The sequence below is a fragment of the Streptomyces gilvus genome (assembly GCF_022513565.1).
Taxonomy (GTDB): Bacteria; Actinomycetota; Actinomycetes; order Streptomycetales; family Streptomycetaceae; genus Streptomyces; species Streptomyces gilvus.
This window is the reverse complement of sequence record NZ_JAKWBE010000051.1, coordinates 1-24,309: the sequence shown is the minus strand read 5'-3', so window position 1 is coordinate 24,309 and position 24,309 is coordinate 1. Positions and strand designations below refer to the sequence as shown.

General features: G+C 69.4%; 21 protein-coding genes and 3 pseudogenes. 14 read left to right on the top strand and 10 right to left on the bottom strand.

Annotation, left to right across the window (positions count from 1 at the left end; all coding sequences use genetic code 11):
* Positions 1-87 precede the first annotated feature (87 nt).
* Together MKW14_RS39625 and MKW14_RS39620 are read left to right on the top strand one after the other, a co-directional pair.
* The gene (locus tag MKW14_RS39625; protein WP_240871413.1) at positions 88-828 is read left to right on the top strand and encodes a response regulator transcription factor; all 741 of its coding nucleotides are present in this window, start codon (positions 88-90) and stop codon (positions 826-828) included.
* Positions 825-2,270: a sensor histidine kinase gene (locus tag MKW14_RS39620; protein ID WP_240871412.1), complete on the top strand. Its 1,446-nt coding sequence runs from the start codon at positions 825-827 to the stop codon at positions 2,268-2,270. The genes MKW14_RS39625 and MKW14_RS39620 overlap by 4 nt, the downstream gene beginning before the upstream one ends.
* Positions 2,271-2,444: 174 nt before the next feature.
* On the opposite strand, the pseudogene MKW14_RS39615 reads toward MKW14_RS39620, so the two are convergent.
* A pseudogene (locus MKW14_RS39615) lies at positions 2,445-2,528 on the bottom strand (DNA-binding response regulator); the annotation flags it as partial.
* 197 nt (positions 2,529-2,725) lie between these two features.
* Between MKW14_RS39615 and MKW14_RS39610 the strand changes: the two are divergent.
* Both MKW14_RS39610 and MKW14_RS39605 read left to right on the top strand, forming a co-directional pair.
* On the top strand, positions 2,726-3,313 hold the full coding sequence (locus MKW14_RS39610) for a 3'-5' exonuclease (protein WP_240871411.1): 588 nt from the start codon (positions 2,726-2,728) through the stop codon (positions 3,311-3,313).
* Positions 3,314-3,551: 238 nt separating this feature from the next.
* Positions 3,552-3,794 (top strand): hypothetical protein, encoded by a 243-nt coding sequence (locus MKW14_RS39605; RefSeq protein ID WP_240871408.1) that lies wholly within the window; start codon positions 3,552-3,554, stop codon positions 3,792-3,794.
* 16 nt (positions 3,795-3,810) lie between these two features.
* On the opposite strand, the gene MKW14_RS39600 is transcribed toward MKW14_RS39605, so the two are convergent.
* Both MKW14_RS39600 and MKW14_RS39595 read right to left on the bottom strand, forming a co-directional pair.
* Positions 3,811-4,230, bottom strand: a complete 420-nt coding sequence (locus MKW14_RS39600; RefSeq protein ID WP_240871407.1) for a hypothetical protein — start codon at positions 4,228-4,230, stop codon at positions 3,811-3,813.
* Positions 4,231-4,470: 240 nt separating this feature from the next.
* Positions 4,471-5,202: a dienelactone hydrolase family protein gene (locus MKW14_RS39595; RefSeq protein WP_240871406.1), complete on the bottom strand. Its 732-nt coding sequence runs from the start codon at positions 5,200-5,202 to the stop codon at positions 4,471-4,473.
* Between the two features lie 442 nt (positions 5,203-5,644).
* On the opposite strand from MKW14_RS39595, the gene MKW14_RS39590 reads away from it, so the two are divergent.
* Entirely contained in the window at positions 5,645-7,156 is a 1,512-nt protein-coding gene (locus tag MKW14_RS39590) for a carotenoid oxygenase family protein (RefSeq protein ID WP_240871403.1), read from the top strand.
* Positions 7,157-7,287: 131 nt separating this feature from the next.
* Here the strand turns inward: MKW14_RS39590 and MKW14_RS39585 are convergent, their stop codons facing one another.
* Both MKW14_RS39585 and MKW14_RS39580 read right to left on the bottom strand, forming a co-directional pair.
* Complete coding sequence (locus MKW14_RS39585; protein WP_240871402.1) at positions 7,288-7,902, bottom strand: ALF repeat-containing protein; 615 nt, start codon at positions 7,900-7,902, stop codon at positions 7,288-7,290.
* A 162-nt stretch (positions 7,903-8,064) separates the two neighbouring features.
* The gene (locus tag MKW14_RS39580) at positions 8,065-8,268 is read right to left on the bottom strand and encodes a hypothetical protein (RefSeq protein ID WP_240871401.1); all 204 of its coding nucleotides are present in this window, start codon (positions 8,266-8,268) and stop codon (positions 8,065-8,067) included.
* Positions 8,269-8,588: 320 nt separating this feature from the next.
* Here MKW14_RS39580 and MKW14_RS39575 point away from each other — a divergent pair, with 320 nt between their 5' ends.
* The 5 genes and pseudogenes from MKW14_RS39575 to MKW14_RS39555 all read left to right on the top strand — a co-directional run.
* Entirely contained in the window at positions 8,589-9,506 is a 918-nt protein-coding gene (locus MKW14_RS39575) for an aminoglycoside phosphotransferase family protein (protein ID WP_240871399.1), read from the top strand.
* A 380-nt stretch (positions 9,507-9,886) separates the two neighbouring features.
* Positions 9,887-11,134, top strand: a complete 1,248-nt coding sequence (locus tag MKW14_RS39570; protein ID WP_240871398.1) for an MFS transporter — start codon at positions 9,887-9,889, stop codon at positions 11,132-11,134.
* A gap of 47 nt (positions 11,135-11,181) precedes the next feature.
* Entirely contained in the window at positions 11,182-11,307 is a 126-nt protein-coding gene (locus MKW14_RS39565; protein ID WP_276623261.1) for a hypothetical protein, read from the top strand.
* Between the two features lie 226 nt (positions 11,308-11,533).
* Positions 11,534-12,304 (top strand): methyltransferase domain-containing protein, encoded by a 771-nt coding sequence (locus tag MKW14_RS39560; RefSeq protein ID WP_240871397.1) that lies wholly within the window; start codon positions 11,534-11,536, stop codon positions 12,302-12,304.
* 200 nt (positions 12,305-12,504) lie between these two features.
* Positions 12,505-12,627: pseudogene (locus tag MKW14_RS39555) on the top strand (Lrp/AsnC ligand binding domain-containing protein); the annotation flags it as partial.
* 95 nt (positions 12,628-12,722) lie between these two features.
* Here MKW14_RS39555 and MKW14_RS39550 read toward each other — a convergent pair.
* Together MKW14_RS39550 and MKW14_RS39545 are read right to left on the bottom strand one after the other, a co-directional pair.
* A pseudogene (locus tag MKW14_RS39550) lies at positions 12,723-13,196 on the bottom strand (alpha/beta fold hydrolase); the annotation flags it as partial.
* Between the two features lie 158 nt (positions 13,197-13,354).
* Positions 13,355-14,872 carry a hypothetical protein gene (locus MKW14_RS39545; protein WP_240871422.1) on the bottom strand — a complete coding sequence of 506 codons (1,518 nt, stop codon included), beginning with the start codon at positions 14,870-14,872 and terminating at the stop codon, positions 13,355-13,357.
* Between the two features lie 198 nt (positions 14,873-15,070).
* Here MKW14_RS39545 and MKW14_RS39540 point away from each other — a divergent pair, with 198 nt between their 5' ends.
* Positions 15,071-17,131 carry a transglycosylase domain-containing protein gene (locus MKW14_RS39540; protein ID WP_240871394.1) on the top strand — a complete coding sequence of 687 codons (2,061 nt, stop codon included), beginning with the start codon at positions 15,071-15,073 and terminating at the stop codon, positions 17,129-17,131.
* 425 nt (positions 17,132-17,556) lie between these two features.
* On the top strand, positions 17,557-18,291 hold the full coding sequence (locus MKW14_RS39535) for a biosynthetic peptidoglycan transglycosylase (protein ID WP_240871393.1): 735 nt from the start codon (positions 17,557-17,559) through the stop codon (positions 18,289-18,291).
* A 52-nt stretch (positions 18,292-18,343) separates the two neighbouring features.
* On the opposite strand, the gene MKW14_RS39530 is transcribed toward MKW14_RS39535, so the two are convergent.
* A complete protein-coding gene (locus tag MKW14_RS39530; protein WP_240871391.1) occupies positions 18,344-19,792 on the bottom strand; it encodes a peptidoglycan D,D-transpeptidase FtsI family protein in 1,449 nt (482 codons plus the stop codon).
* 1 nt (position 19,793) lies between these two features.
* Positions 19,794-20,387 (bottom strand): trypsin-like serine peptidase, encoded by a 594-nt coding sequence (locus MKW14_RS41435; RefSeq protein WP_240871389.1) that lies wholly within the window; start codon positions 20,385-20,387, stop codon positions 19,794-19,796.
* Positions 20,388-20,987: 600 nt separating this feature from the next.
* Here MKW14_RS41435 and MKW14_RS39520 point away from each other — a divergent pair.
* Complete coding sequence (locus MKW14_RS39520; RefSeq protein ID WP_240871388.1) at positions 20,988-22,010, top strand: Lrp/AsnC family transcriptional regulator; 1,023 nt, start codon at positions 20,988-20,990, stop codon at positions 22,008-22,010.
* Between the two features lie 74 nt (positions 22,011-22,084).
* Here MKW14_RS39520 and MKW14_RS39515 read toward each other — a convergent pair whose 3' ends face one another.
* Positions 22,085-23,536, bottom strand: coding sequence for an MFS transporter (locus MKW14_RS39515; RefSeq protein WP_240871387.1), 1,452 nt, complete (start codon positions 23,534-23,536; stop codon positions 22,085-22,087).
* A gap of 158 nt (positions 23,537-23,694) precedes the next feature.
* Between MKW14_RS39515 and MKW14_RS39510 the strand changes: the two genes are divergently transcribed.
* The coding region (locus MKW14_RS39510; RefSeq protein WP_240871385.1) for an RNA-guided endonuclease InsQ/TnpB family protein at positions 23,695-24,309 on the top strand (615 nt) is incomplete at its 3' end.

Sequence of the window (24,309 nt, the reverse complement as noted above, 5' to 3'; positions counted from 1 at the left end):
ACGCTTGTCCCGAACGTCTTCTCCGATCCCCGGCGGCTTCCCGTGAACTCTCCGACTCACCTGGCACAGCTGTGCGAGCCTGGCGCCATGCGGCTGCTGCTCATCGAAGACGACGACCGAATCGCCGGCCCCCTCACCGAGGGCCTGGGACGCTACGGCTTCACGGTGGACCACGTCCGCACCGGCGCCGCCGGACTCGCCGGCACCACGGCCGCACCGGACCTCGTCCTGCTCGATCTCGGCCTGCCCGACATGGACGGCCTGGACGTCTGCCGCAGCCTGCGTGCCCGCTCCGCCGTGCCCATCATCATGATCACCGCGCGGGGTGAGGAGGCGGACCGCATCGTCGGGCTCGAACTCGGGGCCGACGACTACCTCGCCAAGCCCTTCGGAGTACGGGAGCTGATCGCCCGCATCCGCGCCGTCACCCGTCGTTCGGGAGCCCCCGCCTACACCCCGACCGAGCCCGCGGAAGCACCCGAACCCCACCAACCTGCCACCGGCGCCCAGACGTTGGGCCCGCTGACGCTCAGCCGCCGCACCCGTGAAGTCCATCTCGACGGCCGGCCCGTCGCCCTCACCCCGCGGGAGTTCGACCTGCTCGCCTTCCTTGCTGACGATCCCGGGACGGTGTACTCGCGGCAGCAGATCATGGACTCGGTATGGGACCCGCACTTCTTCGGCCCCACCAAGACCCTCGACGCCCACGTGGCCGCCCTGCGCCGCAAGCTGGGCGACCCGGGATGGATCACCACGGCCCGCGGGGTCGGCTTCCGCCTCACCGTCCCCGGCGACCACACCGCCGCTGCCGCAGAGGCGGCCGGATGACCCGTCGCCTGCTGCTGAGCTACCTCGCCCTGACCGTGCTGGTGCTGGCCGGCCTGGAGATTCCCCTCGGCTACATCTATGCCCGCGGCGAGACCTCCCGCGCCTCCCAGAGCGTGGAACGTGACGCGTCCACGCTCGCCGAGGTCACCGAGGAGAACATCGAACGGGGCCGGCTCGACGCGTTGCCGGACGTGGTCGGCGACTACGCCACCCGCACCGGCGGTCACGTCGTCGTCACCGACAAGCGGGGCATCGTGCTGGCCGACTCCGATCCGGCCGGCCACACCGGCATCAGCCTCGCCGCCCAGCCGGACATCGCCCGCGCGCTGGACAACCGGCCCACACTCACCACCACGACCGACAGCGCCGGCCGCGATGTGCTGTCCGCGACCATGCCCGGCTCCTCCGGCACCCTCGTCCGCGGCACCCTGCGCCTGACCTATCCCCTGGACCAGGTCAGCACCCGGGTGCACCGCATCTGGGGCGCCCTGGCCCTGGCCGGAGCCTGCGTCCTCGCCGCGGTCGCCCTGGTCGCCTTCAGCCTGGCCCGTTGGATCACCCGTCCCCTGCGCACCCTGGAGGCCGCGACCACCCAACTCGCCGACGGACAGCTCACCCACCCGCCCGACGCCTCCGCCGGGCCGCCCGAACTGCGGCGGCTGGCCGCCGCGTTCACCCGCACCGCCACCCGGCTCCAGCACCTGCTCAAGGCCCAGCAGGCGTTCGCCTCGGAAGCCTCCCACCAGCTGAAGACGCCGCTGACCGCGTTGCGGCTGCGGCTGGAGAACTTCGAGCCGCACCTCGACCCACGGGCCCACGGCAGCCTGGAGGAGGCCGTCGGCGAGGTCGAACGCCTCGGCCGGATGGTGCAGGGCCTGCTCGCCCTGGCCCGCCTCGAGAACACCGCGACAACCCCGGAACCGGTCGACCTCGACGCCGTCATCGCCGAACGGGCGGCGATGTGGGAGCCGCTGGCGGCCGAGCAGTACGTCGCCGTCGACATCAGCGGCCCGCCCGCCGGCCGGGTGTGGGCGATCCCCGGCGCCCTGGAGCAGATCATCGACAACCTCCTCGCCAACGCCCTGCGTGTCTCCCCGCCCGGCACCACCATCACCCTCCACCGAACCCCGGGCACCGAACTCCACGTCGTCGACCAGGGCCCCGGTATGAACTCCGCCGACCGCGAGCGCGCCTTCGACCGCTTCTGGCGCTCCTCCGACGCCCACCACGACGGCACCGGCCTCGGTCTGCCCATCGTCCGCCACCTCGTCGACGCCTCCGGCGGCACCATCACCCTCGACCCCGCCCCCGGCACCGGCCTCGACGCCCGCATCCGCCTGCGCCCCGTCACCCCGCCGATCCCCGGGCCGCGCTCGGGCGGCGAGGACTTCGGCTCCCGCCGCCCCCGAGGCCACAGAACACCGGCAGGCCGGCGGGGGTGAGCCGGAGCTCATCTCCCGCCTCGCCGCCATCCGCCTGACCGACGAGGTCCGCGCGTACGCTCCAACTTCGTCAACGGCGTCAGGCGACTGCCGGTGGAGGTGACCCTGGCCTGAGTCCGGCACACGGTCACCGGTCGCCCGGAACGCAGTCCGGGTCATCCGGGTGGCGGCCATTCACGCCGGTCGAACGAGTCCGGTGTCGTAGGCGAAGATCACCGCTTGGACGCGGTCACGAGCGCCGATCTTGGCGAGGACGTCGTGCGCCGCTTTGCCGACGTCGGCCTGCACGACGTGTGGGCGGAGGAGCGGTCAAGCCGACAACACCGATCACCGCGCGGCGGCGTGGAGACTCACGCCTGGTTTGCCGGCGTCGTCCGTGGAGTCTGCCGGGTGATGGCGCGGACGTGCGGAAATTGGGGTGCTGAATCGGGGCTCGCGCCCCTACGCTCGATCCCGTGCTCCACAAAGCCACCCTCCTGAACGTCATTGATGTGGAAGCCACCTGTTGGGATGGACAGCCGCCTCCCGGTTCTGTGCACGAGATCATCGAGATCGGTCTCACCGTCGTGGACGTGCCGGCACGGCGCCGTGTATCCCGGCACCGTGTTCTGGTACGACCCACCCGCTCGACGGTGAGCGACTTCTGCACCGAGCTGACCGGACTGACTCAAGCCGACGTGGAACGGGGCGTCACCTTCTCCGAAGCATGCCGGATCCTCGTCGAGGAGTACGGGGCCGGGACGCGCCCCTGGACGAGCTGGGGCGAGTACGACCGCCGGCAGTTCGCCCGGCAGAGCCAGGCCGACGGAGTGGCCTACCCCTTCGGCTATCCGACGGAGCGCACCCACACCAACGCCAAGGCCGTGTTCACCACGGCCTACGGGCTGGGCAAGAAGCCCGGCATGGACCGCGCCCTGCAGATCGCCGGACTGCCGCTCGAGGGACGCCATCACCGCGGCGAGGACGACGCGTGGAACATCGCCGCACTCGTCCTCGATCTGCTGGATCGGGGGGCGTGGCCAGTCACAGCCACGGTTGTCTAAAGAGTGCCGCGTGCAGAACTCACCGTAGAGGGCCCTGATCACGACGTGCTACGACCTGGCGGTGGAACGGGATTTCGGGGCTGTGAGTCGAGCAGGATGAAGGAGCGAGGTCGACAGGACGGAGTCGGTTCCCGGGGCAGCGGCGGCGACGCCGACTGATGTGGCGCGCGCTCGGGCCGAGATTGCGTTCAGCCTTCCCACCCCGCTGGCGGCCTTGTGGGAGATGACGGACGGCTTGATGACTGATGCCGGCGTGACCGTCTACTCAGCCGACTGTATCGGCGAACGCAACACCACCTACGAAGTCGCCCGGTATGCACCGGGGTTCCTTCTCATCGGCGATGACAGTGGAGGCCGCGGGTTCCTCCTGGGTGCCGACGATCCGGACTCGGCCGTGTATTCCTCAGATCTGGGCGACCTGGATCCTGAAGACTTCGAAGTCGAGTCCGCGGACTTCGCATCCTGGATCGAATCGCTCTGACCCGCCCGCTTGCGCTTCACGGTGTGTAGTAGGCGGCGTACTGGGCGGATTGTCCCTCGACCGAGAAGTCTTCGAAGTCGCCAGCCTTCTCGCAGTCAAGCAATCGCTGAAGCGCCGCTTCGGCTTCGGGGAGACGCTGCTGCAACAGGTACGCCTTCGTTCTGGCCAGTCCGCTACCGCACAACAACTGGATGTCGATCGAGCAGGCGGCGTCCATGCTGGCGGACTTGGCCTCCCAGACGAGCAGGACGTCGTCGAGACTGCCGACGTTGAACAACTGCACGCAGCACAACTTCATCAGCTCGGTGTCGCCGCGTCCTTGAGCCTGCCGCTCCAGCCGGATCTGCTCTCCGAGCAGCCCGCGAACCTCGTCGAGGCCCACGCCGACAGGGTGCAGACCGTAACGATCAAGGCACTCGTCTTCGTCCATCGCCATGCCCTTTCTCCCAGCGACATCTGATCACATCGGAATGACACCTCGGGTCCAGCAGGCGCTGCGGGAGATCCGTCCGGTGAGGAATTCAAGCTCGAAGCCGAACACCCGGGCACCGCGGGCCCCTGCCCAACTGGCAGAGGCCCGCGGCATGATCGGCACAAGAGCGCCGGAACCTGCCCTCGATGGACAGCATCCCGGTCAGCGCGGCCTACCGTGTGCTGGTTGCCTGACGGCCCGGCCTCACTTCAGGTGCCGGGTGAAGAAACGGGCCGCGTCTTCCCCTGCGAACTGCGGGACGCCGGTGTGGCCGCCCATATTGGCGTTCAGGGACTTCTCCTTGGAGCCGAAGGCGTCGAACAGATCCAGGGCGGCCTGCCGGTCGTTGCCTTCGTCGTCCCACTGGAGCAGGACGTGCAGCGGAATGGTGACCCGGCGGGCCTCCTCGAACATGGCGCGAGGGATGAAACTCCCGGCGAACAGACCGGCGGCCGCGATGCGCGGTTCGACCACCGCCAGCCTGACACCGATGGAGATCACTCCCCCCGAGTAGCCGACCGGGCCGCCGATCTCCGGTAGCGCAAGGAGCGCGTCCAGGGCGGCCTGCCATTCCGGAACCGCCTTCTCGACCAGGGGAAGGATCAGGGCGTCGATGATCTCGTCGCTGACTGGCTCGCCGGCCTCCAGCGCCCGGCGTAGGTCGGCGCGGGCCTGCTCGGCGACGGGCAAACGGGGCCGGTCACCGCTCCCAGGGAGTTCGATGGTGGCCGTGGCGAAACCCTCCGCCGCGGAGTGCTGGGCCCGCCCCGCCAGCCGGGGGTACATCTTCTTCAGTCCGCCGGGATGGCCGAGCAGGATCAACGGCACCGGTGCGGAAGCGGATCCGGGCGTCCACAGGATGCCGGGGATCTCACCGAGGGTGAATGCGCGCTCGAGGACGCCGTCGTCGAGGCGCCGTTCAGAAGTGAAATGCATGGTCGTGCCTTTCGGGAGTGCACACAACGGCGCTCCCGGACGACCTATCGCCCGACCGTGACCCCGGAGGGGAGCACCCATGTCGATACTGCGTTCACGGGTACCACCTCCTCAATCACTCGCACGGCCTTCGGAAACGTAGCAGCGGTCGCGGTGGTCCACCAAGCGGTTTTTGCGCGCTCGTGGCGGGCCAGGCGGGTCATGGCCCCTGTGTCCCTCCTGTCTCTGCACAGCGACGCCGCCCGAAGGCCCCGGCCGAAGCGGACCATTCGGCCGCCGGCCCACGCCGAGCATGGAAGACGAGAAGGAGCATCGGGGGTGGTGCTGTCACCACCCCCGATCCGGCACCTGGGCCAACTGCTCGACGGGCGACGAAGCAGGAGGCTTGCCGCGTCGGCCCACCACGCGGCCGTAGGCATCGGCATCGGAACGGGGAAGCATCATGGTCAGTCACACGCGGCGGACACTTCTCAAAGGGGCCGCGGCTGCGGCAGCGGGCGGAGTGGTTGGGAGCGGCCTCGTGCCCAGTCTCTACACAGCTGCGGCGCAGGCGGGCCCCGTGACCGGCGAGACGGGCACGCGCGGGGGGAGGCCGTTTCTGGAAGGGGCCTTCGCGCCGGTCACCGAGGAGTTGACCGCCTTTGACCTCACGGTCACCGGCCGCATCCCGCGTGACCTGGACGGTCGCTACCTGCGTAACGGCCCCAACGCGCTGGGCCTGGAGGATGTCCGGGCCCACCACTGGATGCTCGGCGACGGAATGGTGCACGGCGTCCGGCTGCGCGGCGGACGCGCGGAGTGGTACCGCAATCGCTGGGTCCGCTCGTCACAGGTGACGGCGAAGCTGAGGGAGACCTATCCGGGGCAGGTGCCGCCGGACGACTTCGCGTGCAACACCCATGTGATCCCGTACAAGGGGCGCATCCTGGCGCTGCAGGAGGGCGGTCCGCTGCCGTACGAGCTGGATGGCGAGCTCGGCACCCTGCGCCCCTATGACTTCCGCTCCACTCTTCAGGGCGCGTTCACCGCGCACACCAAGTACGACGCGGCGGCCGACGAGTTGCACGCCATCGCGTACTACCCCACCTGGGACCACGTGCGGCACATCATGATCGACCGGACCGGCCGGGTGGCCCGGACCACGCGGATTCCCGTCGCGGACGCGCCGATGATGCACGACTTCGCGCTCACCGGGAAGTACGTGGTGATCGTGGACGTGCCGGTCACCTTCGACGCAGCCGCCGCGGAGGCGGGCACGGCCGTGCCGTACGTGTGGAACGACGGACATCCCATGCGCATCGGCCTGTTGCCCCGCACCGGCGGCACCACGCGCTGGTTCGAGATCGACCCGGTGTACTACTCGCACACGCTCAACGCATACGACGAGGGCGACACGGTCGTGGTGGAGTACACCGGGTTTCCCGCGCCGTTCTACGCCGCCGGCCGCGGCATGGGCGGCCCCTGCGCGACCGGCGCCCCGGCGCTGGACCGCTGGACGATCCACCCGCGCGCGGACCGCGTGCGCAGCAGCCGACTGGACGACCGTCCGCAGGAATTCCCCCGCATCAACGAATCCCTCGTCGCACGCCGGCACCGCTACGCCTACACCGCGAGCGCGGCTGAGATGTGGCGCGCCTACGAGACCGTCGACGGCGTGCCGCCGGACCAGAAGTTCACCAACCACCTCGTCAAGCACGACATGCTGCGAGGCAGCAAGCAGCTGCACCGCTTTCCCGAGGGAGCTGCGGCCAGCGAGCCGGTGTTCGTCCCCCGGCACGGCTCGCGCGCCGAGGACGACGGTTACATCCTGTCGTACGTCAACGACCCCCACCGCGGCGCCACCGACCTGGTGATCCTCTCCGCCCAGGAGTTCGACTGCCGTCCCCTGGCCCGGATCCATCTCCCCGGCCGCGTACCACTGGGATTCCACGGCAGCTGGATCCCAGACGCCTGAGATCGTGGCCTGCGTGGTGAAGAGTGCGGTGTCCGCGTATGGGGCGGGGACGTGGGGTGGATCGTGGGATGACGTATCACACCCCTCCGCCTCAAAGCCGCGTCGCTCCAGGTCATCCCAGATCGAACAACTCAGGCGCTTACCTCGTAGCGGCCGTGCTCGAGGAAGTACCGCAGCGCTTCTGGGGAGCCGTCGTCGAGGGCCGCCTGGGCTGCTACGCGGACGGCGTCGCTGGTGGCCGGGTCGGCGAGGATGCGGGCGATGGCGACGCGGTCGTCCTCCGCCTGGGCGAGGCGGTAGCCGGTCTCCAGGAAGGCGCGCAGGGCCTCGGGGGTGCCGGCGTCCAGGGCGGCACTGGCCTGGCGGACGACCGCCTTGCTGCCGTTCTGCTGCGCGAGGTACAGGATGCGGGCGACGGCGACCCGGTCGTCCTCGGCCTGGGCCTGCCGGCGCCCCGTCTCCAGGAAGTACCGCTGGTCGGCGATGGTTCCGTCCATGGCCGCCTGCGCGGCGGCGCGGACGGCGCGTCCGGTGGCGGGGTCGGCGATGATACGCAGGATCGCCACCCGAACGTCGTCGTCGGACATCTCGGATACCGGCGTGGTCGGGTCGATGGAGTCCGACGCCGTCACCGCGCCGGTGGACGAGGTGCCGATCGTGTCGGAGGCGAAGGCGGGCGTGGTGAGCAGCAGCGTCGGTGTCAGAGCGACGGCGGCGACGGACAGTGCGGCGCGGGCCAATCTCACAGGTAAGCCTTTCTGGTCGGTGGAACGAGTCAGGGGCAAGGACATTCGGCGATTGTCATCCACGTCGGGCAGAAGATCATTGCCAGGTCCCGGCAGTGTTCGTGCATAGTTCATTGCCGTGTGCGGGGAGCGCGGGGTGGCGTACGCCGACCGGTGTTTTCGCTACGGCGAGTAGCGCACGTCGGGGAAGGCCCGCGAGGGGCCGTCGGGCAGGCGGTCGCGGAGGTGGCGCAGGTAACGGTCGAAGATGGCGAGGGGGCAGGCCCGTTGGATTCTGACGGCTCTGGCCGGGGCGAGGGTGCCGATCCAGGCCTTGAGCTGTTCCTCGCTCATGTCGACCAGTTGTGCCACCTGCGGTACCAGCACCTGGTGTCGCCATAGGACTGGTGCGTCGCACCGTCCGCCTGGACGTTGAGGCGCCGGCCCTTCAAGTTCGATCCACCGACGTTGCCCAGGTCAGCGCCGCCAGGCCGACCTGGGGAATGGCCACGTTCGCCTCCCTGGCGAACTGCCCGGTGGTGTTCACCGGTCACCGGTCTGTCGGCGGGAGCACGACGGTTTGCGAGAGGGCCACGGCAGCTTGCGGACGCGTGGGCAGTGACTGCACCACCGCGAGGGAGGTGTCGAGTGGCGCGACCTCCGGGAGAGTGAGACCTGCCGCGCCCGCCCCGATACTGTGGCTGCACATGACCACCTCCGAGATCGAGATCACCGCAGACCTGGTCCGTGACCTGCTGCAGGAACAGCATCCAGACCTTGCAGGGCTGGCCATCCATGAGGTGGCGGGCGGCTGGGGCAACCAAATGTGGCGCCTCGGGGACGAGTTGGCCGTGCGCATGCAGCGCATGGACCCCACCCCGGAACTCCAGCTCAAGGAGCGCCGGTGGCTACCGGTACTTGCCCCACGCCTGCCGCTCCCGGTTCCGACACCGGTGCGGTTCGGTGAACCGTCCGAGCGCTTCCCCAAGCACTGGACCGTGATGACGTGGGTTCCCGGTGAGCCGCTGGACCACCACTCGATCAGCCGCGGCGGCCACGCGGCCGACACACTGGCGGGCTTTCTCAGGGCGCTCCATGTGGAGGCGCCCGCCGAAGCGCCGATCAGCTCGGACTTCGGCGCACACCCCAAGAAGTGCACGGAGCGCTTCGACCACTTCTTCCGCGCCGTCGTTCCCGACGACCTCGCCGACGACGTCCGGGCCGTCTGGGACGACGCTGTCGCGGCGCCCGAGTGGGAGGGCCCGCCGCTCTGGGTGCACGGCGACCTTCATCCCGCGAACGTCGTCGTCTCGCACGGAACACTCTCGGGCATCGTCGACTTCGGCGCCTTGTTCGCGGGTGATCCGGCGTGGGATCTCGCCGCCGCATGGGTGCTGCTGCCGACGGGCACGGCCTCACGGTTCTTCGACACGTACGCGCGTGCGGATGAAGCGGCGATCCGGCGTGCCCGCGGGCTGGCCGCCATGAAGAGCCTCTTCCTGATGCTCATGGGCCAGAACGGAGATCGGGGCCTTCCCGGCGGCAAGCCGCACTGGGGACCTGCCGGCCGCGCCGCACTCGACCGCGTCCTTCAGCACCGGCCCTCACCCCCGTCCCGGCCGTGATCCTGCTCGCCGTCACACCCAAGCCGACCCGTCCGCGCCTACCGAACCACTCCACGCCATCGGCAGCCGCCGCGACGTGTGAAGAAGGGGAAACCAGGCGCCGCCGCAGCGGTGCACCGCGGTCCCGGGGCCAGCCGAGGAGGAGTTCGTGCGCGTGCGGTCGGGTGAGGCTGGTGCAGGTCACGATGCGGCCGCCGGAGGGAGCGGAGTTGGTGCGGGCCAGTTCGTCCCGGACGCGGTCTCCGATCGCGGCTGCCGACGGTAACGGTCAGCACCCGTCATCGCCCCATGTGCCAGGTGAACAGCAGCGGGCAGCCGCACACATCCCGTGGTCGTAAAACACTTTGACGATGCCCCGCCCATTCTCGACGATCGGGCGCATGTCTGCCGCCCTGGCGCCCCTGCGTCACCGCCCGTTCCGTCATCTCTTCATCGGTACGACGGCCAACCTGCTCGGCAACGGAGTGGCGCCGATCGCCCTGGCCTTCGCCGTGCTCGACGCCACCGGCTCGGTCGGCTCGCTCGGACTGGTGGTCGGCGCCCACTCCCTCACCGGCATCCTCTTCCTGCTGTACGGCGGCGTGTTGGCGGACCGGCTGCCGCGCGGCCCGCTACTGGTCGGCAGCAGTCTGGTCAGCGCCGCGAGCCAGGCCGCGACCGCCGCCCTGGTCCTCACGCACAGTGCGGCCATCCCCCTGCTCATGGTGCTCGCCGCGGTCAACGGGGCGTCCAGTTCCTGCTACCAGCCCGCCGCCCAGGCCCTGCTGCCCCAGACCGTCCCGACCCAGTCCCGCCGCGCCGCCCTCGCGCTCTCCCGGATCGCGGGCAACACCGCCACGATCGCGGGAGCCTCTCTGGGCGGCCTACTGGTCGCCGCGGTCGGCCCCGGCTGGGGCCTGGCCCTCGACGCACTCAGCTTCGCGCTCGCCGCCACGTCCTTCACGCTGGTCCGCGTCCAGGTCGCCCCGCCCGCGCCCAGCCCTGGTGTGGTGCATGAACTACGCATCGGCTGGCGGGAGTTCACCTCCCGCACTTGGGTGTGGGTGATCGTGGTGGCCTTCTGCTTCCTCAACGCCGGCCTGACCGCCTCGTTCACCGTCCTCGGCCCTGCCGTCGCCGACGCCACCCCGATCGGCCGCACCGGCTGGGGCCTGGCCCTCGCCGCGTCCTCCCTCGGCGCGGTCGCAGGCGGCGTGCTGTCTCTCAGATGGCGGCCCCGGCGCGCGATCCTGGTCGGCTGCGCGCTGATGGGCCTGACGGCGCTCACCCCGCTGCTACTCGCGCTCGCCCCGCACACCTGGCTGCTGGTCGTGGCCAACTTCGTGGCGGGCGTGGGCGTCGAGCAGGCCGGGGTCGCCTGGTACTCGACCCTCAACGAGCAGATCCCCGAGGACCGCCTTGCCCGCGTCTACGCCTACGACGATCTCGGCTCCTACTTCGCGCTCCCGCTCGCCCAGTTCGCCGCCGGACCCGCCGTGCTCCTCCTCGGCCTCCACGCCACGCTGTACGCGGCGGCCGCGCTCATCCTGCTGGCCACCCTCACCATGGTCGCCACCCCTTCCGTCCGCGCACTGGCCCCGAAGACGGCACAACCGCTGCCCGTCTCCGAAGATCCGGTGCCTGGCTGAGCTCGACTGACAGGCGGACGGCGGGACGCCTGGGATGGAGAATCCCCGTGAGCAGCCCTGCCGGCGAGTTCGGTTACGGGAGTCCGCGTCCCGACCGCGCCGGTCAGGCCGAGGCCTTCGACGCCATCGGAGACCGCTACGACGAGCCCCCGCCCGCCGCTGACGGACCCTGACCAAGGCTGGTACCCGGCAGACCGAGCTTCCCTCGGCGGAGTCCAAAGCGCCTGCTGTCGTTGCCGGTCCGGCATTCTCTTGCTCTTTGATACGCCGCCCCGGCTTGATCTGCTCCGCGGGTACCGATCCCCCGCCACGTTGCAATTCGCCCATACCACTGCGCCCCCGTGCTCGTGATCTCTATGCTGGCACCGAAACTTGGCACGATCTGGTGGGGTATGTTCGATGAAGGCAGCAGAAGAACAAAAGTCCGCATTGAAGTCGAGCGTCAAGCGGCTCCTGGGACGCACGGGATTCGACATCGTGCGCAGCACCAACAACCTGGGCGGCGTTGACGACTTCATCCCGTTCGAGGCGACGATGAAGGCCGCACGGGCGGCCGGTCTGTCGGTCGGCGACTACATCGACGAGGTCATGAACGGGACGCCCGGTGCCACCCAGTCCACCATCGACGAACTACGCGCTATCGGCGTCTACGCCGCCGATCCGAGCAGCGTGTTGGAGATCGGCCCCGGATCGGGGCGGTACTTGGAGAAGACCCTCAAGGAGTGTTCACCACGGCGCTATGAGATATACGAAACGGCTGCGCCCTGGGCGACCTACCTGGTGGACACGTTCGGCGTGACCGCACAACCGACTTCAGGCAGCAGCCTCTCCCCGACACCCGACGCCAGCATCGACCTCGTTCAGGCTCACAAGGTCTTCAACACCGTGACCTTCCTCGGAGCTTCCCGGTACTTCTTCGAGATGGCGCGTGTCACCCGGCCCGGCGGCCGGATCGTCTTCGACGTCATGACAGAGACCTGCCTGGACCCGGCCGCGGTACGCGCCTGGGCGACGGAGGGCGGCTCGGGCCACGACTCCTACCCGGCCGCCATGCCACGCCGGACATGCGTCGACCTCTTCGCCACCCTCGGCTGCAGCCTCGAAGCCAGCTTCCTGGCCCCCATGGGCATCGCCTCGACCGAGGTACTCGTCTTCGCAAAGGCGGCCTGACGCCCGGAAGGTTCCTGGCAACTCATCATGGCCACCATCCCGCATCGAGTCGTGATCATTCACTGGTCCGGCTGACGTCGTCCAGCGCGCAGCCGGAAGGGGGGCCGGCTGCTGCTTGGTGCCGACCGTGCGCAGTGTGGCGAGCACCAGCGCCCGGGTAACAGTGACGATGTCGCTCACCCGGAACCGTCTCCCCCTCCGCCGACGCAGTCGTCCACATGCTCGCCAGAGACATCCCCCACCTGGAACAGCCCATCCAACGCGTACGCGCCACCGCTCCGATCGAACGGACCGAGAGCGCCATTGTGCTCTCCCGGCTGTAGAACCGGCCTCGCGTGTGATCGACACGCGGTGCTCATCGCCGCTGTGACGCGTTCGTCCCGGGCCAGATGGTGGACACTCCGCGGATCAGAAACAGCTATTGCTCACGACGTCCATCGAAGAGGTCCGCCAGGCTGGAAGCCAGCGCCTCGGGAGCCTCTTCGGCCACGTGGTGACCGGCGTCGATGCCGTGGCCGCGTACGTCCTCGGCCCACTGCTGCCAGATCTTCACCGGGTCCCCGTACAAGTCCTCCAGGTCGTCCCGGAGCGACCAGAGGATCAGCGCCGGGCACTGGATCCGGTTTCCGGCCGCACGGTCGTCCTCCTCGTGCCGCCGGTCGATGGTCAGGCCGGCCCGGTAGTCCTCCAGCATCGCCCGCACCACGTCGGGGTTTCTCGTGGCGGAGTGCCACTCGTCGTACTTCTCCTGCCCCATGCTCCGAGGATCGCCGCGGTACCAGCTGTCCGGATCGGCGTTGATCACCGGCTCCGGGACGTCCGGCTGGGCAAAGAAGAACCAGTGCCACCACTGGGTGGCGAACTCGGCTGTGATACGCGACAGATGCTCTGCGGCATCCGATGCGACGCGCGACACCTCCGCCTTCTCGCCGGAGACCTCGGGCGCTCGCTCTGCCGGGCGGGCGCCATCGGCACCGACCCTGACATGGCATGCCCCTGTGACTGAGCGCTGCGTTCGGCGGTGAGCAGTCGGATCGGCGGGCCGGGCCCTCACAGACGGTTCACCAGATCCCGGATCACGGCGGGCGGCAAGGACGGGTTGGCGGCTGCCGCTTCCACTACTCGCCAGTCCGCGTCAGCGAGTAGATCTTCGATGACCGGTGGCGGGAGTGCTGGGTGGCCGGCGGCTACGGGTCTCGCGCGTTTGTCCGCAAGGCAGAGGAGCAGCGCCGAGTGCGTAGCCTGGGGATGCCGGGCGATCTCGCGGAACACCTTCGGCACCGCTGGTTCGTACCGGGCAAGGTCCTCCAGCAGCGCCGGGGGCGCGTCCGGGTTGGTCGCCACCTTGGCCAGGACACGGACGCCGTGTCGGTCGACCATGGCACGCAACTGCGCTTCGGTGAGGCCGGGGTGGGGAGCGAGGGCCTTGACCACCCTCGCGTCGGGGTCGTCGGCCAGCCGCTTACGTGTCTGGGGCGGCACATCGCGTCGTTGGGCCACGAGCATTCGGGCACCCGGGTCCGCTGAGGTGGCCAGCTCTTCGATCTCGGCGGGAGAGCCGGCGGCAATACGGGGCAGAAGGGTGGCGCCGATCTTGGCAGTTCGGGCCAGGCGAGTGAGCACGTCGAGCGGCGCGTGGGGGTGGTGGGCGAGCCTACGGCGCACGTCGGGATCACGGTCGTCGGCCAGCGTACGGATCAGGGATTCGTCGATCGCGGGATTTTCGGCGAGGTCGGCGCGGATGCCGGGAGTGGGGTCCGAGGCGAGCCGTGCGTAGGCTGGTTGGGGCAAGTCCTGGCGGGCGGCCAGCGCCCAGCGCAGCAGCCTCGACGGATGGTCCACGAAGCCGACGACGGCTTCGACGGGGGTGGCCGGATTGCGGAGTGCCGCCTCCAGCATGGCGTGGCCAGTGGACTCGTGGGTGCCGTCGCAGGAGGCGCCCGGCAGCAGGTCGCAGTCGGGCCGTGGGCACTGCGGATCATGAACGAAGGGAGTCTCCTCGCGGTCACAGACCAGGCAGCGTCCTGCCGACGACAGCCCCTTTCCGGTCACCAGCGCTGCCAGGGTGGCCGGGGGCGTCGCCTCATTGCCCGCGACCGCGCGGCGGACCTCGGCATGCGGGTGTGCCGCGAGCCTCGCGGCCACGTCTGGGGTGGTCCACAAGGCGAGTTCGGCGACGACACGGACGTCCGGGTCCGCCGCGAGCGTGTCCGTCACGTCGGACGGGAGGCCGGGGCAGGCCGCCAGCTTCTCCCGGCGCTCAAAGGCTGGGTCCGTCGCGAGAAGATGCGCCCACTGTGGGCGTCCGAGCCCCTGGTCGAGCAGGGCGAGGGCGGCATCCGGCCAGACGGAGGGATCGATGTCGGCGGCGGTCGGCCGACCCTTGTACGCGAGCTGCACCGCGCTCGTGTCGACGCGCTTGGCCAACGCAACCGCCTGTGCGCGGGTGAGATCCGCGCGCGAGGCGAGTTCTGTGGCGATGTCGTCGTCCGCGACGGATATCAGCTGGTCGACCAGCTCGGACGGCAGGGCCGGATTGGCGGCGAGCCCGCACAGGATGTGACGCACCCAGGCATCCTGCCTGGAGCGGGATGAACTTGTTCGGAATTTCAGCGGGAGGCCGACTCCGGTGCAGGTTGAAACGACCGCTGCACACATGCACACGGGCCATCTGCTGCTGCTCCCCGGGCGGGTGTCACAGGATCCCGACGTACCCTGCGCGCCATGGGTTTCATGCGTTCCGGGGGGTCCCGTTCCGGGGGATCGATGTCGTCAGGCTCATCGTCGGGATCGAGGGCCGCGCAGACGGTGAGGTTTCTCGGCATCAGCGCACTGGCAGGCCTGCTGCTGGCCGGCATCGCGCTGCCTGCCACCGGTGCGCTCGGTCTGTCCGCCAAGGAGGCGGCAACCGATTTCAACGATCTTCCCGGCGATCTCAAGAGCCCGCCGCTGAGCCAGGCCTCGCACATCCTGGACGCCGACGGGCACCTCATCGCGACTGTCTACTCCCGCGACCGGACCGTCGTTCCCCTCAGCCGGATCAGCCCCGTCATGCAGAAGGCCATCGTCGCCATCGAGGACGCCCGTTTCTGGCAGCACGGTCCCATCGACCCCAAGGGCGTGCTGCGGGCAGTCGTCAGGGACACCCAGGCGGGCGGCGCCGCACAGGGCGCGTCCACGCTGACCCAGCAGTACATCAAGAACGTTTTCATCGAGGAGGCGGGCGACGACCCGACCGCCGTGGCCCAGGCCACCTCGCCGACCCTGGGCCGCAAGGTCCGCGAACTGAAGTACGCGATCCAGGCCGAGAAGGAACTCGGTAAGAAAAAGATCCTGGAAAACTATCTCAACATCGTGCCGTTCGGGGAGCAGTCCTTCGGCATCGAGGCGGCCTCCGAGCGTTACTTCAGCACCCACGCCGAAGACCTCACGCTCCCGCAGGCCGCCCTCCTGGCCGGCGTCGTGAACGGCACCACGCTGTACGACCCCGTCGAACACCCCCAGGCCGCCCGCGACCGCCGCGACACCGTCCTGCAGCGTATGGCCGACGTCCATGACATCACCCAGGCACAGGCCGACGCCGCCAAGAAGCAACCGCTCGGGTTGAAGGTCACCGCGCCCAAGAACGGTTGCATCACCGCCGTCCAGGGCGCCGGCTTCTTCTGCGACTACGTCCGTGAGGCGTTCCTGCAGAGCCCCGTCTTCGGCAAGACCGAACAAGAGCGGGCCAAGCGCTGGGACACCGGCGGTCTGACCATCACGACCACCCTGGAACCCAAGGCGCAGGCTGCCGTCCAGGCGTCCATCACCCAGCATGTCTACGCCACCGACTCCGTCGCCACGGCGGTCACACTCGTCCAGCCCGGCACCGGCAAGATCCTGGCCATGGGCCAGTCCCGCCCGTACGGCTTCGGCAAGAACGAGACACAGATCAACCTCAGCGTCGACCACGGCATGGGCGGCGGAACCGGTTTCCAGTCCGGCTCCACCTTCAAGCCCATCGTCGCCGCGGCGGCGATCGACGGCGGCACCGACCCCAACACCGTGCTGCCGGCGCCGTACTCGATGGCCTACCCGAGTCCGGTCAGCACCTGCGGCAAGCCGTGGGTGGGCGATCCCGGCTCCCCGCCGCTGTCGAACGAGGACAAGTCCGAGGTCGGCCCGATGAACCTGAAGAAGGCGATGGCTCTTTCGGTCAACACCTACTTCGTCCAGCTCATCAGCAACATCGGGATCTGTCCGGTGGTCCACATGGAGCAGCAGCTCGGCGTTCGTCAGGCGAACGGTGCTCCGCTCGAACAGGTCCCCTCCATCACGCTGGGGACGCAGGTCGTGAGCCCGCTCACCATGGCGTCCGCCTACGCGGCCTTCGCCAACAACGGTGTCTACTGCACCCCGGTGGCCATCGAGTCGATCACCGACGCGAGCGGCAAGTCCCTGCCGGTGCCGCAGACCTCGTGCGACCAGGCGATGTCCCCGAAGACCGCCGCCACGATCAACACGCTGCTCAAGGGCGTGGTCGAGGACGGCACCGGCCAGCAGGCAGGCCTGAAGGACCGCGACAGCGCGGGCAAGACCGGTACCACCGACAATCGTTGGGCCGCGTGGTTCGTCGGCTACACCTCGAACCTGGCGGGCGCGGTCTGGGTCGGGGGCCCGTCCCACAACGTCTCCATGACGGACATCACCATCGGTGGTGTCTTCCACCAGGAGGTCTTCGGCGCCGACACCCCGGGCCCCATCTGGCGCGACGCCATGGCGGGCGCACTCGCCGGCACCTCCTCGCCCGCACTGCCCACTGTCCACCTCTCCGCCGACAAGCCGTAGCCCACCACCTCGCGGCCGAGCGCGGCGGTAACACGAAGGCGTGCTTATTTCCGGCATACGCGGCTTTGTCGCGCCTGTCAGCGAGGGCTCAGCCTGCTCTTACGATCGCGGAGCACCCTGTGTTCCATGACCGAACGATTCCGCGACGGCCTTGCGACGACCGCCGTGTCGTCGCGATGCCGCGGCTGGTGACAGGCGCCATGGACGGCACCCGGGTCCGTGTGGTTCACGGCCGTACTCCCCTTCCGCCTTCACGGAAGACGGGAGACCCTCGGTGGCTGCGGCGTTGCCTCGCGTTCTGCGCCGGTGCGGGAACGGCGGCGTTGCTCATCGCCGTTGATCGTTGGTTCGGTTACCGGCTCGGCGCAGCCGAAGTTCTTGGCTTCTCCACCGCTGTGGCGACGGCCGCCGTGGTGGGGGCCGAGGTGGCCAGCCGTCGGGTCGTGCCCGGGTGGCTGCGGCGCTGTCTGCGGGCCGGGCTCGTCCTGACGCTGGCGTCGGCTGTGCTGTGCGCCCTGTGCGGAGGCGCCTTGCTGGCACTCACCCCCAAGGTGAGCGACGCGGAACAGCGCGTGCGCGCACTGGACGCCGAACGAGGGATCAGCGCCCTGGCCGTACCGACGCCGCCCAAGGTGGCCGAGGCCCTGGTCGCCACCGAGGACTCCCGCTTCTGGCACAACCCGGGCATCGATCCGCTCGGGGTCGCGCGGGCGGTCGTGGTGTGGCTGGAGGGCCGGGGAGGGGACGGAGGCGGCGCGACCCTCGAACAGCAGCTCGCGAAGATGCTGTACACCAACGGCGGACGGACCCGCACCGACCAGGTCGAACAGGTGGCGCTCAGCCTCAAGCTCGCCCACGACTACCCGAAATCCGAGATCCTCCAGATGTACCTCTCGGTCGCCTACTTCGGACACGGCTTCTACGGACTGGACGCCGCCGCCCGCGGCTACTTCGGCACCACCCCGAACCGGCTCACCTGGCCACAAGCCGCCCTCCTGGCCGGACTGGTCCAGGCGCCGTCGCTGTACGACCCGCTCCACGATCCGCATCTCGCGCGCGAACGCCGCGCCGAGGTGCTCGGACGCCTGGTGGCCGTGGGTGACCTGCCCTCCGCCCAGGCCCGTGCCTACGCCGCCGGCCCGCTCGGCGTCGCCCCGTGAGGGCGTACGCGTGAAGGGCTGGGACGGAGGCCCGGAGCGGTATCTCCGAGCCTCACTGCAGCCACGCCTGTTCCATGGCCTTGGCGACCGGGCCCGCGAGGAGGGAACCGCTTACCTCGGCGCGGACCGTGTTCGACTGCTCCACGACCACTGCGACGGCGATCTGCTTGTGGGTGGCCGGATCGTTCGCCCATGAGGTGAACCAGGCGTACGGAACGGCCGAGTTGTTCTCTCCGTGCTGGGCCGTGCCCGTCTTGCCGCCGACCGTGACACCGGGGATCTTCGCATTCGCGCCCGTGCCGTGCTGCACCACCGTGACCATCACGGACTGCAGTTGGGAGGCCACCCACGCGGGAATCACCTGTGTGGTCTTGGTCTGACCGTCCGGATCCTGCAGGACGTTGCCACCCGCGTCGGTGACCTTCGAGACCATGTGCGGCGTCACGAGTTTCCCACCGTTTTCTATGGCCGCCGACACCATGGCCATCTGCAGGGGCGTCGCTGTGTCGTCGTACTGGCCGATGCCTGCGAGGGCCGTCTCCGGCGCGTTCATGTTCGACGGGACGACACTCGCATCGGCCCGCACGGGTGTGTCCGGCTGCTGGTCGAAGCCGAACTTCTCCGCCATCGCCCGCACCTTGTTCTGGCCCAACTGGTAAGCGATGTGCGCGAAAACGGTGTTGCAGGAGTACTGCAGGGCGACGCGGATCGTGGCGTTCTTGCACGGCAGGTCCGATTCCTCGTTCGTGAGGACCGTCTGCGTGTCGGGCAGGGTGTAGGGGTTCGGACTGTCCGTGGGCGTGTCGACGTTCGGATACAGGCCGTCCATCAGCGCCGCGGATGCCACGACGAGCTTGAAGGTGGAGCCCGGCGGCAGCGGCTGACGTAGCGCCCGGTTCAGCATCGGCTGACTCTTGTCCGTGGTCAGCGCCTTCCAGGCGGCGGCATCGTTCGTGCCCGTGATCTGCGACGGGTCGTACGACGGGGTCGAGACCATCCCCAGTATCCGGCCCGTGGAAGGGTCGATGGCGACAGCCGCGCCCTCCTTGTCGCCCAGTGCCTCGTACCCCGCCTTCTGCACTTCTGGATCAATGCTGGTGATCACATCGCCGCCTGGTGCGGACCGGCGCTCGAGGGTGTCGAGCGGGGTCTGCAGGGAGGGATCCGACCCGTCGAGCACGCTCTGGTAGATGCCCTCCAACTGGGTCGCGCCGTACACCTGCGAGGTGTAGCCGGTGACCGGCGCGTACAAGGGGCCGTCGCTGTACGTACGTCGGTACTTGAGGGAGTCGTCGTCAGAGCCTTTGGACCCGGTGACGGCCTGCCCGCCCACGATGATGTTCCCCAGCGGCTGGGCGTACTCGTTGATCTCCAGTCGCGGGTTGTCCGCGTTGTCCGCCAAGGCCTGGGCTTGGTAGACCTGCAACCACGTCGCCCTCGCCAAGAGCGCCAGGACGAGTATCAGCGTGAAGACGCCCGCGCGCCTGATCGTCTTGTTCATCTCAGTTCCCGCCGGACATGGCTTCCGCGTACAGGCTCTGGACACCCTGGCCGAACACGACGCTGTAGGAGAGGTCGGGGGTGTCGCCGCCCTGCTGGTAGCCGCCGATCACCCCCATGACCGTGCCCGCGCCGCCGCCGGTGACCCATGGGCTGCCACTCGTGCCGCCGGTCATGCCGGTGCAGTAGATCTCGTTCTGGGTGCTGCTGAACGAGGAGATCTGGTTGGTGCAGGTCACCGGGTCCTGAGCAGTCTCCGGGTAACCGGTGAGGGTGACCTGTCCACTCGCGCTCTGGTCGCTTTCGAGGTCGTAGCCGCCGACCACCGACTGGACGGTGTGCCCGTCGAGGGGTGCGACCACGGCGAACGCCACGTCGTCGTCCGGATTGGAATCGGCCCTCCACTGAGAGTCGGTGACGACGCGTTGCAGGTGCCACACACCGTACGGGGCGACACCGTCGTGATAAGCGGGAACGAAGACGTCCGACGCCGAACCGAGGCAGTGCGCGGCGGTGACGATCAGGTCTCCGCCGGGGCTGTTCACCACGCTCGCCGTGCAGTGATGCGACCCGCCCAGACCACTGCTGTCGAACACCGCCCCGACCTGCGGCGGCAGTTGAGAAACGGCAACCGTCCGCGAGAGGCCCAGGGGCGTGGTCGGCGCAGGGGAGGGAGCGCTTGCTCGGGGGGACGGGCCGGCATCGGGGGACGGGGCGGCCGTGGGCGACGGGACGGCCGTGGGGGCCGGGACGGCCGTGCGGGACGGACTGGCGTTGGCCGGCGGACCGGCTTTCGAGGACGGCGCGGAGCGCTTGGTGGACGCGGTGGGGGGAGCGGTGGGGGGAGCGGTCGCCTTGGCGCGCGCCGTGCCAGTGCCGAAGATCTGGCCGGCGGCAGCGGCGCCGCCAGGTGCTGTCACCACAAGGCACGCCACCACGCACGCCACGATCAGTGCGGGTCTGCGATGCCGGGCGCGTGCGGTGCGACGGCTGCCGTGATGAGCCCTCTCCTGCGTCGTCATGGTCGCTCCCGCTTCCCCAACTGGTCCAACACCGGGATCACTTGTCTCGCCCGCGTCAGCATCGCGTGCCCCGGTGATTCTCAGATGGGAGGGGCATGGGAATCTGATGAGTGGCCGTCGTGGCGGTCGGTACCGTCCATTCCACGGAGCAGGCCCCCGTTGAAGAATGTGCGCATGCTGGACGACCTGGACCGTGCCCTGATCCACGCGCTGCACATCGACGGGCGTGCGCCTTTCAGCCGGATCGCCGCCGTCCTGGGCGTGTCGCCGCAGACCGTGGCGCGGCGCTACCGCCGGCTGCGCACCGAGGCGTCCTTACGGGTCGTCGGGCTGCCGGATCCCCATCAGGCGGGTCAGACGCAATGGCTCGTCCGGCTCACCGCGGCGGCGAGTTCCGCGCAGGATCTGGCCCACGCACTGGTGCGCCGACGGGACACGTCGTGGGTGAAACTCACCTCCGGCGGCACCGAGATCGTCGCGATCATCCACACGCCGACCGAGGGCGGCGGCAGCAACTCCCTGTTGTTGCGGGACATTCCGCGCACCCACACCATGACGGCCGTGTCGGCGCACTGCATTCTGCACACCTACCTCGGCGGATCGACGAACTGGCGCCGCAGCGTGGACACACTGGACGAGGAGCAGCAGCGCGTGCTGCGCGAGCAGGAGGCGGCCGGCACCTCGTACGCACCCGTCCCGCGTCAACTCACTGACGGTGACGCGGACTTACTGGTGGCCCTGAAGAAGGACGGACGGGCCACCCACGCTGAGCTTGCCGGGGTGACCGGTTGGTCTCCGGTCACGGTGGCGCGGCGGCTGGCGGATCTGCAGGCGGGCGGCGCCGTCTTCTTCGACGTCGAGGTCGATGCCGGGCACTTCGGCGCCAACACAAGGGCGCTGCTGTGGATGTCGGTGAGCCCGGCGCACCTCGAGAACGTGGCGGCGGCGCTGGCCGGGCACGACGAACTGGCCTACGTCGCCGCGACCACGGGCCCCACCAACCTGGTGGCGCAGGCCCTGTGCCGCGACCCAGCCGACCTGCACCGCTATCTGGCCCGCCGGCTGGGTTCCCTGGACGCGATCCACACCCTGGAGACCAGCCCGGTCCTGCAGAACCTCAAGGCGGCCAGCCCCATCATGACCGACATGGCCCGTATCAGAAGGCCCTCCGCCGCCCCGGCTCGCTCCCGGACGTGAGGAGCGGTGGCCACCCTCGGCACGCCGAAGCGGCGGCCCGGAGGCCGCCGCGCGCAGCGCTCGGGGAGGCCCGGTCAGTGTCCCGCACCGGTATCGGCCGAGGCGCTGTCGTCGCTCATCATCCGGCTGGTGACGAAACTGACCAGGACGAGCGCCAGGGCGACCCAGATCGACACCTGCACGGCATACACGGCGGCAGCGGCACCACCGCCACCCGCGCTCCCCAGGTACACACTGCCGAGGAGTGCCACGCCGAGCGTCGCGCCCAACTGCTGGACCGCGTTCAGCAGACCCGCGGCCGAGCCGATCTCCTGCGGCTGGAGCGGCTTGAGCGCGATGGTGAAGAACGCCGGGCTGAACAGGCCGGCCCCGAGTCCGACGACCCCGAGCGCGAACAGCAGCGGCGTCGGGTACGTGTGCGGGTCCGCCGCGTGATAGACGGCGATGGCGCCCAGCCCGCCGACCAGCAGGACGGCGAGTCCGAGGGACATCAGGCGCTGCCCGTAGCGCTTGACCAGATGCGCGCCGGCCACCCATGAAGCGACGGCCAGTCCCACCGACCACGGAGCCAGGGTCAGGCCGGTCTTCAACGCGTCGGTCCCCAGGCCGAGTTGGAGCTGCAGCACGATGACCGTCAGCAGACCGTTGGTGACGGCGAAGAAGGACGTCGACGTCACCAGCGCGGCAGGGAAACCGCGGTGGGCGAACAGGCTCGGCTCCACCAGCGGGCTGCGCCCGGCCGCGGCCACCCCGCGCTGGTGCACCGCGAACCCGACCATCAGGCACAGCCCTGCCGCGATGGCCGCCCAACTCCATCCCGGCAGAGCGGTCAGGTCCGCGCCGATCAGCGGATGGACGACGAGCCCGGTCCCGGCCATGGCCAGCAGCGTGCCGGTCAGGTCGAGGGAGGGCCGCTGGGGAGCACGGTTGTCCATCAGCCTGGGCGAGATCGTGAGGACGACCAGCGACACCGGGACGTTCACCAGGAACGCCGCCCGCCACGAGGAGCCGAACAGGTCGGCATGGGTGAGCACACCGCCCAGCACCGGCCCGCACACGGCGGCCAGACCCATCACCGGGCCGATGCTGCCCAGCGCCTTGGACATCTCCGGACCGGAGAACATCGTCTTGATCAGACCGATGGTCTGAGGAATGATCATCGCCGCGGCCGCTCCCTGCACCACGCGGAAGGCGATCAGGAGCCCCACTGTGGGCGCCGCGGCACAGGCGGCGGACGCGACCATGAACGCGGTGACACCGATCACGAAGAGCCTCTTGCGGCCGGCGATGTCACCCAGCCGCCCGCCGGTGATCAGCAGCACCGCGAACGGCAGCGTGTAGGCGGTGGTGAACCACTGGATGTCGGACACCGACCCGCCCAGGTCGGCGTGGATCTTCGGCGCGGCGACCTGCACGATGGTCGCGTCCAGCAGGTTCATCGCCTCACCGAGCAGCAGGGCGGCGAGCGCCGGCCACCGCCATCGGTACGCCGTGGGAGTCGGCGTCAGCACACGCTCAGCAGTCATCGGGATTCCTTCGTGGATACCCCGGCTTTCAGGCCGGGGAGGAAACGAAGCCCCTGCGGAGCAGGGCAGGGAAAGGTGAATTGCCTCCAGGGCGATTCGGCGTCTGCGGCCACCGGCCGACGCTCGTAGCTCACATGGAAGCTGATAGAATGTGAGGCATGCTGCAGCAGGTGAAGCGGGCTTCTAAGTACCGCTTCTATCCGACGGACGAGCAGGCAGCGGAGCTGTCCCGCACGCTCGGCTGCGTTCGCCTCGTGTACAACAAGGCGCTGGAGGAGCGCACGCGAGCCTGGTACGGCGAGCAGCGCCGCCTCTCCTACGTGCAGTCGTCCGCCGCGCTGACGGAGTGGAAGAAGACCGAGGAACTCGCCTTCCTGGCCGAGGTATCCTGCGTGCCGCTCCAGCAGACGCTCCGCCATTTGCAGACGGCGTTCGGGAACTTCTTCGCCAAGCGCGCCAAGTACCCCCGGTACAAGAGCCGGAAGAAGTCCCGCGCGTCGGCCGAGTACACGCGCTCCGGTTTCACGTGGCGTGACGGGCAGTTGACGCTTGCGAAGATGTCCGAGCCGCTGGACATCCGCTGGTCGCGTCCGCTGCCCGAGGGTGCGGTACCGACGACGGTGACCGTGTCCCGTGACAGTGCGGGACGCTGGTTCGTCTCCATGCTGTGCGACGACCGTATTACCCCGGCTCCGGCCACGGCGAACGCCGTCGGTATCGACGCGGGCATGACGTCCCTCGTGACGCTGTCCACCGGGGAGAAGGTGGCCAAT

Bases quoted from the DNA above. Each gene is read 5' to 3' on its own strand.
- MKW14_RS39625 (WP_240871413.1), top strand. From the start codon at position 88: ATGCGGCTGCTGCTCATCGAAGACGACGACCGAATCGCCGGCCCCCTC.
- MKW14_RS39620 (WP_240871412.1), top strand. From the start codon at position 825: ATGACCCGTCGCCTGCTGCTGAGCTACCTCGCCCTGACCGTGCTGGTG.
- MKW14_RS39605 (WP_240871408.1), top strand. From the start codon at position 3,552: ATGACTGATGCCGGCGTGACCGTCTACTCAGCCGACTGTATCGGCGAA.
- MKW14_RS39600 (WP_240871407.1), bottom strand. From the start codon at position 4,230: ATGGCGATGGACGAAGACGAGTGCCTTGATCGTTACGGTCTGCACCCT.
- MKW14_RS39595 (WP_240871406.1), bottom strand. From the start codon at position 5,202: ATGCATTTCACTTCTGAACGGCGCCTCGACGACGGCGTCCTCGAGCGC.
- MKW14_RS39590 (WP_240871403.1), top strand. From the start codon at position 5,645: ATGGTCAGTCACACGCGGCGGACACTTCTCAAAGGGGCCGCGGCTGCG.
- MKW14_RS39575 (WP_240871399.1), top strand. From the start codon at position 8,589: ATGACCACCTCCGAGATCGAGATCACCGCAGACCTGGTCCGTGACCTG.
- MKW14_RS39570 (WP_240871398.1), top strand. From the start codon at position 9,887: ATGTCTGCCGCCCTGGCGCCCCTGCGTCACCGCCCGTTCCGTCATCTC.
- MKW14_RS39560 (WP_240871397.1), top strand. From the start codon at position 11,534: ATGAAGGCAGCAGAAGAACAAAAGTCCGCATTGAAGTCGAGCGTCAAG.
- MKW14_RS39540 (WP_240871394.1), top strand. From the start codon at position 15,071: ATGTCGTCAGGCTCATCGTCGGGATCGAGGGCCGCGCAGACGGTGAGG.
- MKW14_RS39530 (WP_240871391.1), bottom strand. From the start codon at position 19,792: ATGAACAAGACGATCAGGCGCGCGGGCGTCTTCACGCTGATACTCGTC.
- MKW14_RS39520 (WP_240871388.1), top strand. From the start codon at position 20,988: ATGCTGGACGACCTGGACCGTGCCCTGATCCACGCGCTGCACATCGAC.
- MKW14_RS39515 (WP_240871387.1), bottom strand. From the start codon at position 23,536: ATGACTGCTGAGCGTGTGCTGACGCCGACTCCCACGGCGTACCGATGG.